Origin of the sequence: Variovorax sp. UMC13 (assembly GCF_014170375.1) — a bacterium.
GTDB lineage: Bacteria > Pseudomonadota > Gammaproteobacteria > Burkholderiales > Burkholderiaceae_C > Variovorax.
In genome coordinates this window covers 42,651-52,667 of the sequence record NZ_LZZW01000030.1, presented here as the reverse complement: position 1 = coordinate 52,667, position 10,017 = coordinate 42,651, and the positions used below count along the sequence as shown (strand labels likewise).

Below are 10,017 nucleotides of genomic sequence, written 5' to 3'. Positions count from 1 at the left end.
ATTTATTAAGCGCCGGCCCTGTCCGGTACGAAGGAGATCGTGATGAGCAAGCCCTTGCGTGTAGGGATCGTGGGCGCCGGCATCGGCGGCGTGGCATTGGCGCGGGCCCTGCGCCTGCGCGGCATCGACGCGCACCTGTTCGAGCGGGCGCCCGCCTTCGGCGAGATCGGCGCGGGCGTGCAGATGACCCCCAACGCGGCCAAGGTGCTGCAGGCGCTGGGCCTGGGCGAGGCGCTCGAACGCATCGGCTTCCTGCCCGAGGCGATGGTCGGGCGCAACTGGGACACGGCGCGCGAACTGTTCCGCACGCCGCTGCGCGAGACCTGCCCGCGGCTGTTCGGCGCCGGCTTCTATCACGTGCACCGGGCCGACCTGCACGCCATCCTGTGCGAGGGCATTCCGACCGACAAGGTCCGCTTCAACGTGCAGTGCGTGGGCATCGAACAGGGCCCGCAGGGCGCGACCGCGCGCTTCGCCGACGGTTCGTCCTTCGAGGCCGACCTGATCGTCGGCGCCGACGGCATCCATTCGGTGGTGCGCGACGGCCTCTGGGGCAAGACCGCGGCGCGCTTCACCGGCCACATGTGCTGGCGCGCGCTGGTGCCGGTCGAGCGGCATCCCTTGCCCTTCGTGAGCCCGGACGCCTCGTTCTGGATGGGCCCGAAGGCGCACATCGTGACCTACTACGTCAAGGGCGGCGCGGCCGTGAACATCGTGGCGGTCAACGAGAGCGCCGACTGGGTGGCGGAGTCGTGGACCGAGCCCAGCACCCGCGAGGAACTGCTGGGCGCCTACCAGGGCTGGCACCGCGACATCGTCGACCTGTTCGAGCGCGTGGACAGCGCGCAGACCTTCAAGTGGGGCCTGTTCGACCGCGACCCGATGGCCCAGTGGTCGCAGGGCCGGGTCACGCTGCTGGGCGATGCCGCGCATCCGATGCTGCCCTTCCTGTCGCAGGGCGCGGCGATGGCGATCGAGGACGCCTACGTGCTCGCCGCCGCGCTCGCGCACCGCGCGGGCGACATCGAGGCGGCGCTGCAGGCCTACGAGGCGGAGCGCCGCCCGCGCACCGCGCGCGTGCAACTGGAGGCGCGCGAACGCGGCCGGACCTACCACCTCTCCACGCCCGAGGAACTGCGCCAGCGCGACCTGGAGATGCAGCGCCAGCAGGCACAGAACCCCAACGCCGTGGGCATCAAGGCCGAGTGGGTCTACGAGTACGACGCGACACGCTGCGTCGAGCGATTCGATGCCGAGGCCGTGTCGGCCTGAACCGGAGAAGAAAAGATGAAGACGAACTACCGCATCGGGCAGATCGTGCCCAGCTCCAACACCACCATGGAGACCGAGATCCCGGCGATGCTGCGCCTGCGCGAGCAGATCCGGCCCGAGCGCTTCACCTTCCATTCGGCGCGCATGCGCATGAAGCATGTGACCAAGGAGGAGCTGGCGGCCATGGACGCCGAGTCCGACCGCTGCGCGCTGGAGCTCAGCGACGCGCGTGTCGACGTGCTCGGCTACGCCTGCCTGGTGGCCATCATGGCCATGGGCCACGGCTACCACCGGGCCTCGCAGGAGCGGCTCGCGAGCGTGACCGCGGCCAACCAGGGCGCGGCGCCGGTGGTCAGCAGCGCCGGCGCGCTGGTCGACGGGCTGCGCGTGCTGGGCGCGAAGCGCATCGCGCTGGTGGCGCCCTACATGCTGCCGCTCACGAAGCTGGTGGTCGACTACATCGCACACGAGGGCTTCGAGGTGGTGCACTGGCGCGCGCTCGAGATCCCCGACAACCTCGAGGTGGGGCGCCACGATCCGGCCAAGCTGCCGGGCATCGTGGCCGGCATGCCCACCGACGACGTCGACGTGATCGTGCTGTCGGCCTGCGTGCAGATGCCCTCGCTGCAGGCCATCGCGCAGGTCGAGGCACGCACCGGCAAGCCGGTCGTCACCGCTGCCGCCGCGACCGTCTACGCCATGCTGTGCCAGCTGGGCCTCGAGCCCATCGTGCCAGGCGCGGGCGCGCTGCTCTCCGGCGCCTATCCGAAGGCGGCGGCATGAGCGAAAGCACTTTGCTGTACGGCGCGCAGGTCCACGCCAACGGCATCCGCCAGCACTACCTGCGCTACGGCGGTGCGGAAGGCGCGCGCGCGCGGCGCGACGTCATCGTGCTGATTCCCGGCATCACCAGCCCGGCCGTCACCTGGGGCTTCGTGGCCGAGCGCTTCGGCCGCCACTTCGACACCTATGTGCTCGACGTGCGCGGCCGCGGCCTGAGCGAGGCCGCCGACACGCTCGACTACAGCCTCGACGCGCAGGTGGCCGACGTGATCGCCTTCGCGCAGGCGCTCGAGCTGCCGCGCTATGCGATCGTCGGCCATTCGATGGGCGGGCGCATCGGCCTGCGCGCCGCGTCGCGGCGGCCCGAGGGGCTCACGCGGCTGGTGGCGGTCGATCCGCCCGTCTCGGGTCCGGGCCGGCGGCCCTATCCCGCGCAGCTGCCCTGGTACGTGGACTCCATCCGCCTGGCGCAGCGCGGCATCTCGCTCGAGCAGATGCGCGCCTTCTGCCCCAGCTGGAGCGAGGCGCAGCTGCGCCTGCGCGCGCAATGGCTGCACACCTGCAACGAGCGCGCCATCGTGACCAGCTTCGAGGCCTTCCAGACCGACGACCTCCATGCCGATGTTGCGCGCATCGCGGTGCCGACGCTGCTGCTCACCGCGGAGCGCGGCGACGTGGTGCGGCCGGCCGATGTCGACGAACTGCGCGGCCTGCTGCCCGCGCTGCTGGAGCGGCGCGTGCCCGATGCGGGCCACATGATCCCGTGGGACAACGAGGCCGGCTTCCACGCCGCCTTCGGCGACTTCCTGGGCCAGGCCCTGGACTGAGCGGCCACGCCCACCCTGCCTTCGACTTCCTTCCCAACCCTCACTGCCTGGAGACCCCTCATGGCCGTCAGCGACACCGACCTCATCCGCGCCTGGACCCAGGTGCTCACCCTGTCCAAACTCGAACCGGGCGCGGCCGTCACCGTGCTCACCAGCGAGCAGACCCACCCGCAGACGCTACGCTGCGCGATCACCGCCGCGAGCATGATGGGCGCCAGCGTGAGCCGGCTCGACCTGCCGCCGGTCAACGGCGACAAGGCGCTGAGCCGCGATCCGCTGGCCTACCTCGGCACCACGCCGCTGACCGGCAACCGGCCGGCGATCGCCGCGCTCAAGGCCTCCGACCTGGTGCTCGACCTGATGACGCTGCTGTTCTCGCCCGAGCAGCACGAGATCCTGCAGGGCGGCACCAAGATCCTGCTGGCCGTCGAACCGCCCGAGGTGCTGCTGCGCATGGTGCCGACCGCCGCCGACCGCGAGCGCGTGCTGGCCGGCGTCGCCCTGCTCAAAGGCGGCCGCGAGATGCGCGTGACCTCGGCCGCGGGCACCGACCTGCGCTGCCCCTACGGCGAATACCCGCTGACCGCCGAATACGGCTTCGTCGACGCACCCGGGCGTTGGGACCACTGGCCCAGCGGCTTCGCCTTCACCTGGCCCAACGAAGGCCAGGCCCACGGGCGCATCGTGCTGGCCAAGGGCGACGTGCTGCTGCCCATGAAATCCTATGTGGGCGAGCCCATCACGCTCACGGTCGAGAAGGGCTTCGTGACGCGCATCGACGGCGGCCAGGAGGCCGAGATGCTCAGCGAGTACATCGAGTCCTTCGCCGACCCCGAGGCCTATGCGATCTCGCACATCGGCTGGGGCCTGCAGCAGCGCGCCTACTGGTCGACGCTGGGCCTCTACGACCGCGAGGGCACGATCGGCATGGACGCGCGCGCGGTCAGCGGCAACTTCCTGTTCTCGCTCGGCCCCAACAACGAGGCGGGCGGCAGCCGCACCACCGCCTGCCACATCGACGTGCCGATGCGCCGCTGCACGGTCACGGTGGACGACCGCGAGGTCGTGCGCGACGGGCGCGTGGTGGAGTCGCTGATGCCGGCGCCCCCGGCCGCACAGGAGGCCGCCCATGCATGACGCACAGGACACGGCCGTCTACCGCCAGCAGGGCTTCGGCGCCTCGCTGCGCCTGGCGCCGCCCTTTGGCCTGCTGATCGTCGATTTCGTCGAAGGCTTCGCCGACCCGGCGGTCTTCGGCGGCGGCAACATCCCGCAGGCGATCGCGCGCACCCACGGCTTGCTCGAACTGGCGCGCACGCAGGGCTGGCCGGTGGCGCACAGCCGGATCGTCTATGCCGACGACGACGGCGATGCGAACGTGTTCTCCGACAAGGTGCCGGGCATGCTCACGCTGAAGGAGCACTCGCCCGCGAGCGCGATCGTGGCCTCGCTGGCGCCGCGCGCGGGCGAACTGGTGGTGCGCAAGAACGTGCCCTCGGCCTTCTTCGGCACCACGCTCGCGCCCTGGTTCACGCAGCGCGGCGTGCGCACGCTGGTGGTGGCCGGCTGCGTGACCAGCGGCTGCGTGCGGGCCAGCGTGGTGGATGCGATGTGCTGGGGCTTCGCGCCGGTCGTGGTGAGCGATTGCGTGGGCGACCGCGCCATCGGTCCGCACGACGCCAGCCTGTTCGACCTGGCGCAGAAGTACGCCGAGGTGCTGCCGCTCGAGGGGCTGCGTTCGAGGCTGGCGCTGGCGGCCTGACGCCGTCGCCTCAGGCCGTCTCAGGCGGCCTCGAAGCCGCCCACCACGAAGCGCGTGACCTGCTCGATCAGCGACTCCGTGTCGGCGGGGTCGTAGACCCCGGGCCGCGTCATCTCCTCCATCCGGTGCGTGTCCGAGAAGGCATAGAGGTAGGTGCCGATCATCATCGTGACGCGCCAGTGCGCATCGAGCTCGCTCAGGCCCGGCAGCGCGGCGCGCAGCGCCTCCACATAACGCAGGGTGGAGCCCCCGTAGGCCAAGGTGCGCAGCTCGTACGAAATCTCCGGCGGCTCGGTGTGCAGCCGGGCCTGCAGTCGCAGGAAGGCGCGGCCCTGCGGCGAGGCGCGCAGCGACACCGTGGGCAGCAGGAACGCCCGCACGACTTCGCGCGCCGTGGCCGTGCCCGCGCGCTGCAGCGCTTCCAGGCGCTCGATGCGCTCGAGCGACACCGGCTCGCTGCGGCGCAGGAAGGCCTGCTCGAAGAGGCCGAACTTCGAGCCGAAGTAGTAGCTGATCAGGGCCTGCGTCACCTTGGCCTTCTCGGCGACCTCGCGCATCGAGGTGCCGGCATAGCCCAGCGTGGAGAACACCGTCTCGGCCGCATCGAGGATCTCGTCGCGCACGACGCTCGTGCCTTCGGGCCGGCCCGGACCTCTGGGCTTGCGATGCTGCTGGGTGTCTTGTCTTTTCTCGGGCATCGCGGACCTGTAATTAATTGGTTGATCAATGATTATCCGATATGCCTCGGCGACGTGCTGGCCCCTGCTACCCTTTGCCAGCCCCCTCTACGCCACCCCGTATGTCCGATCTCCCGACCAGCCCCTCCGCCGAACGCAACAAGCAACCCATCCTCGAGGTCCTGCGCCGCACGCTCGGCCCACAGGGCCGCGCCCTCGAGATCGCGGCCGGCACGGGCCAGCATGCGGTGTGGTTCGCCGCGGGCCTGAGCCCCTGGCTCTGGCAGCCGAGCGAGGCCGATGCGCGCATGCTGCCCCTGCTGTCGCGCCGGGTCGAGGAGGCCGCGTTGCCGAACCTGCAGGCACCGGTGCTGCTCGACGTGACGGCGCCGCAGTGGCCCGCGCAAGGACCGGCCTTCGGCCGTGAATTCGATGCGGTCTTCTGCGCCAACATGCTGCACATCGCGCCCTGGGCCGCCTGTGCCGCGCTGATGGACGGCGCAGCCCGCAACCTGCGGCCGGGCGGCCTGCTGCTCACCTACGGGCCCTACTTCGAAGAGGGCCCCGAGGTGCCCAGCAACCAGGCCTTCGACGAGGACCTGCGTGCGCGCAACCCGGCCTGGGGCATCCGCCGCCTCGACGACGTGGCGGCACAGGCGGCGCGCGCGGGGCTGGCCCTGCGCGAGCGGCATGCGATGCCGGCGAACAACCTGCTGCTGGTGTTCGCGCGCTGAGGGTTCAGTACAGGTCGTGGCGGACCGCGTGCGCGTAGTGCGCATCGATCTGCGCGATCTGCGCCTCGCCGATCGCCGCCGCTTCGGTGCCGAGTGCCGCGAAGGCCCGCATCATCTGGCCGACCGTGGGCAGCGCGGGGCGCTCGCGTTGGGCGCTGTCGCCCCAGAGCCCGGCGCGGTGGATGGCCTTGCCGCAATGCACGATCACTTCCTCGATCCACACCACGGTGGCCGTCTTGGGCGTCCGCTCGCCCTCGCGCAACTGGGCCAGCAGCTCGGGCGCGGTCGAGACCCGGCCGCGGCCGTTGATGCGCAGGAAGACCTCCAGCCCGGGGAACAGGAAGACCATGCCGAGCCGCTCGTCGCGCGCGAGGTTGCGCATCGACTCGATGCGGTTGTTGCCCGGCCAGTCGGCGAAGGCGAGGGTGTGCGCGTCCAGCACCTGCACGAAGCCCGGCGGGCCGCCGCGCGGCGAGACGTCCAGCCCCTGCGGGCTGCCCGTGGCCAGGCAGAAGAAGGTCGCGGCCCGCAGGTATTCCTCGTGCACGTCGATCAGGCGGTCGAGCACGGCGCGCTGGACCGTCTCGGAGGGCGGCGCGTAGAGCGCGTCGAGGTCGGGCGCGTCGGCGGGTTCGGGAAGCACATCGTTGGCGCGCATGAGCGAGGTTCCAGGTGAAGAGGAACCGAGCGTAGGGCGGGTCGCGGTGAGGACGGTAGAACGCATCGGCCAAGCGATAGCGCGATGCCGCCATGTCGCCGGCCGACGCGCAAGCGCCTGCCGCCGCCTCAGGCCGCCACTTCCTCCCGCGGCCGCTGCACGCGCCCCGGCGCCGCGACCAGCGGCAGCGGTTCGATGGCCTGGCGCACCAGCTCGGCCAGCCGCAGCACCGGCGCCTCGGGCCGGGCCTGCGCGCGGTAGAGCCACAGGCCCATCGGCGGCAGCTTGGGCAGTCCCGCGGCCGCGGCATCGATGCCGCGCACCGACGGCGGCAGGCCGAAGGGCGTGCGCAAGGTCAGGCCCAGGCCGGCCGAGGTCGCGGCCCAGAGCGCGCCCAGGCTCGAGCTGCTGAAGGCGTGGCGCCAGGGGATGCCCGCGCGGTCGAGCGCGTTCGTCGCGATGTCGCGCACCGGGCAGGGCGCGTCGAGCAGCACCAGCGGCAGCGCCTCGGCGCTGCGCGCCTGCCGCTCGGGCCACCACTGCGGCCGATCGCCTGTGGCCGTGCCGATCCATTGCAACGGCGCCTTGAGCAGCCGCTCGCCGTAGGGCATCGGCGGGTGGTCGCCCGTGTCCCAGACCAGCGCCAGGTCGAGCTTGCCCAGCGTCAGCCGTTCGCGCAGTTCGGCGCAGCGCACCATGCAGGCCTCGATGCGCACCTTGGGGTGGGCGCGCGCGAAGCGGCCCAGCACCGTGGGCAGCAGCGTCTCGCCGAAGTCCTCCTGCAGGCCCAGCCGCACCCAGCCCTCGAGGTCGGCGCCGCGCATCGCGGCCGCGGCTTCGTCGTTGAGTTCGAGCAGCCGGTGCGCATAGGCCAGCAGGGTCTGGCCGGCATCGGTCAGCTCCAGCCCGCGGCCGGCCTTGCGGAACAGCGCGGTGCCGGCCTGCGCTTCGAGTTTTTTCAACTGCGCGCTCACGGCCGAGGTCGAGCGCCCCAGCTTGTCGGCCGCGCGGGCATAGCTGCCCAGCGCGATGCCGGTGGAGAAGCTGCGCAGCACGTCGAGATCGAACATCACCTGGCTCATCTGGACTGTCCTGAATTTTGGGATGGTACGGCCATTATTTTCTGATTTTCAAAACCTTGGCGGCGCCCGAGACTTCGCGCACCATGCATCGCAACGCCTCGCTCCCCCTGTCCTCGTCTCCCCTCGGTCCGCGCCATCGATGGAAGGTGCTGGCGGCCGGCGTGGCCGCCAACGCGGCCTTCTCGGTGGCCTTCAGCGGCATCCCCATGACGGCCGTGCTGATGCGCTCGGGCTACCGCCTCGACAACGCCACGCTGGGCCTGGTGCTGGGGCTCATGGGCCTGGGCATCGCCTTGAGCGAACTGCCCTGGGGCCTGCTCACCGACCGCTGGGGCGACCGCCCGGTGCTGCTGCTCGGCCTGGGCGCCACCGCGGCGGCCCTGGGCGCGATGGCTCTGTGGGCCGCGCCGCACGGCGGCCATGTGCCCGGCCTGGGCTGGCTGGCCGTCGGGCTGCTGAGCGTGGGCCTGCTGGGCGGCAGCGTCAACGGCGCCAGCGGCCGGGCCGTGATGACCTGGTTCGACGAAAGCGAGCGCGGCCTGGCGATGAGCATCCGCCAGACCGCCGTGCCGCTGGGCGGTGCCGTCGGCGCGCTGCTGCTGCCCCTGCTGGCGCTGCACGGCGGCTTCCGCGCGCTGTACGCGGTGCTGGCCGGGCTGTGCGCCCTGGGCGCGCTGATGGCCTGGGCCTGGGTGCACGAGCCCCCGGTCTCGGCGCGCGCACCGATGCCCGTGGCCGGCGGCACGCACGAGCGCGGGCCGCTGCACGACGCGCGCATCTGGCGCATCGTGGCCGGCATCGGCATCCTGTGCTCGGCGCAGTTCGCGGTGCTGTCCTTCGGCACCGTGTTCCTGCACGACTTCGGCCACCTGGGCTTCGCGGCCATCACCGCCGCGATGGTCGCGGTGCAGGTCGGTGCGATGGTCATGCGCGTCTGGAGCGGCCGCTGGACCGACCGCCGCCGCAACCGCCCGGCCTACCTGCGCGGCTGCGCGCTGCTGAGCCTGCTGCTGTTCGCCGCGCTTGGCGCGCTGACGCTGTCGGACGCGATGGCCACGCAGACCTCGACGGGACGCATCGGCTTGCTGGTGCTGCTGACGTTGGCCGGCATCAGCGTGTCGGCCTGGCACGGCGTGGCCTACACCGAGCTCGCGACCCTGGCGGGCGCGGCGCGCGCCGGCACCGCGCTGGGCATGGCGAACACCAGCGTCTTCCTGTTCTGCTTCCTCACGCCGCTGCTGATCCCGCACCTGCTCACGCTGCTGGGATGGCCGCTGGTGTGGTTCGTCGCGGGTGGCTGCGCGCTGGCGGCCATGCCCTTGATGCTGCCCGCGCGGATGCGTCAGGGGCAGGCTATCTCCCGAAGTACCGCGCGATCAGCGCCAGCCCCGAGCACAGCACGACCAGGCTCACGATGCGCATGAACTGCGCCTTCGACAGCACGAGCGTGAGCCGCCGGCCGATGGCGGTGCCGACCAGCATCGCGGGCAGCAGCCACAGCGCGAGCAGCAGCAGCGCCCGGTCGGCATAGACGCCCGCCAGCAGGAACAGGATGGCGCGCGTCAGTGTCGACAGGCCGATCAGCGTGGACTGCGTCACGCGGATGCGATCGCTGGCCTCGATGCGCCCTGCCAGGTAGATCGCGTAGATGAAGCCGCCGCTGCCGAACAGCGCGGAGAACAGCCCGCCGACCGCACCGAAGGGCCATGCGGCGCGCGGCGACAGGCGCGCTTGCGGCTTGAAGCCGCTGAGCGCATAAAGCCCGTAGCCCACCGCGAAGAGTCCCAGCGCGGCCAGCAGCACCTCGGGCCGGCCGCGCAGCAGGATGGCCGCGCCGAGCAGGCTGCCCAGTGCCATCGCGGGCACGATGCGCCGCAGCTCGCCGGTGTCGGCCGAGCGGCCGTCGCGCAGCACGTTCACCGTGGCGGCCGCGAAGTCCAGCAACGCAAGCAGCGGCACGATCACCGCCACCGGCACGAACTGCGCGAGCAGCGGGCCGGCCACCAGCGCCGTGCCGAAGCCGGCCAGGCCGAAGATCACATAGGCCACCGCGACGCCGGCGCAGACCAGCATCAGCTGCAGTGGTGCGAGCGGCAGCGCGGCCGACACGGAAGAGAAGAGGGCGTCCACGCGGCGGTTCCGAAGACAACAAGAAGAGGAGGTCGAATCTATAGGCCTGCGCACCGCGGCGCCAATACCGAATGCGGCGCGGCGCGATCTCG

11 protein-coding genes are annotated in these 10,017 nt (G+C 71.7%); 7 read left to right on the top strand and 4 right to left on the bottom strand.

All coding sequences use genetic code 11. From position 1 onward, the window contains the following. Positions 1-42 precede the first annotated feature (42 nt). From A9977_RS23815 to A9977_RS23795, 5 genes are read left to right on the top strand one after another with little or no spacing between them, the layout of a single operon-like run. Positions 43-1,272, top strand: coding sequence for an FAD-dependent monooxygenase (locus A9977_RS23815; protein WP_183027326.1), 1,230 nt, complete (start codon positions 43-45; stop codon positions 1,270-1,272). Between the two features lie 15 nt (positions 1,273-1,287). Continuing rightward, the gene (locus A9977_RS23810) at positions 1,288-2,055 is read left to right on the top strand and encodes an Asp/Glu racemase (RefSeq protein ID WP_310936185.1); all 768 of its coding nucleotides are present in this window, start codon (positions 1,288-1,290) and stop codon (positions 2,053-2,055) included. Further along, entirely contained in the window at positions 2,052-2,882 is an 831-nt protein-coding gene (locus A9977_RS23805; RefSeq protein ID WP_183027325.1) for an alpha/beta fold hydrolase, read from the top strand. The genes A9977_RS23810 and A9977_RS23805 overlap by 4 nt, the downstream gene beginning before the upstream one ends. 60 nt (positions 2,883-2,942) lie before the next feature. Continuing rightward, positions 2,943-4,019 carry a 2,5-dihydroxypyridine 5,6-dioxygenase gene (locus tag A9977_RS23800; protein WP_183027324.1) on the top strand — a complete coding sequence of 359 codons (1,077 nt, stop codon included), beginning with the start codon at positions 2,943-2,945 and terminating at the stop codon, positions 4,017-4,019. After that, positions 4,012-4,644 (top strand): isochorismatase family protein, encoded by a 633-nt coding sequence (locus tag A9977_RS23795; protein WP_183027323.1) that lies wholly within the window; start codon positions 4,012-4,014, stop codon positions 4,642-4,644. The genes A9977_RS23800 and A9977_RS23795 overlap by 8 nt, the downstream gene beginning before the upstream one ends. Positions 4,645-4,664: 20 nt before the next feature. Here A9977_RS23795 and A9977_RS23790 read toward each other — a convergent pair whose 3' ends face one another. Next, a complete protein-coding gene (locus A9977_RS23790) occupies positions 4,665-5,342 on the bottom strand; it encodes a TetR/AcrR family transcriptional regulator (protein ID WP_183027322.1) in 678 nt (225 codons plus the stop codon). Positions 5,343-5,443: 101 nt separating this feature from the next. Between A9977_RS23790 and A9977_RS23785 the strand changes: the two genes are divergently transcribed. Continuing rightward, complete coding sequence (locus tag A9977_RS23785; protein ID WP_183027321.1) at positions 5,444-6,055, top strand: DUF938 domain-containing protein; 612 nt, start codon at positions 5,444-5,446, stop codon at positions 6,053-6,055. Positions 6,056-6,059: 4 nt separating this feature from the next. Here A9977_RS23785 and A9977_RS23780 read toward each other — a convergent pair whose 3' ends face one another. Together A9977_RS23780 and A9977_RS23775 are read right to left on the bottom strand one after the other, a co-directional pair. After that, the gene (locus A9977_RS23780) at positions 6,060-6,713 is read right to left on the bottom strand and encodes an MSMEG_1061 family FMN-dependent PPOX-type flavoprotein (protein ID WP_183027320.1); all 654 of its coding nucleotides are present in this window, start codon (positions 6,711-6,713) and stop codon (positions 6,060-6,062) included. Between the two features lie 128 nt (positions 6,714-6,841). Further along, on the bottom strand, positions 6,842-7,795 hold the full coding sequence (locus tag A9977_RS23775; protein WP_183027319.1) for a LysR substrate-binding domain-containing protein: 954 nt from the start codon (positions 7,793-7,795) through the stop codon (positions 6,842-6,844). Positions 7,796-7,878: 83 nt separating this feature from the next. Between A9977_RS23775 and A9977_RS23770 the strand changes: the two genes are divergently transcribed. Further along, complete coding sequence (locus A9977_RS23770) at positions 7,879-9,219, top strand: MFS transporter (RefSeq protein ID WP_183027318.1); 1,341 nt, start codon at positions 7,879-7,881, stop codon at positions 9,217-9,219. Here A9977_RS23770 and A9977_RS23765 read toward each other — a convergent pair. Beyond that, entirely contained in the window at positions 9,149-9,925 is a 777-nt protein-coding gene (locus A9977_RS23765; RefSeq protein WP_310936184.1) for a sulfite exporter TauE/SafE family protein, read from the bottom strand. The genes A9977_RS23770 and A9977_RS23765 overlap by 71 nt on opposite strands. Positions 9,926-10,017 lie beyond the last annotated feature (92 nt).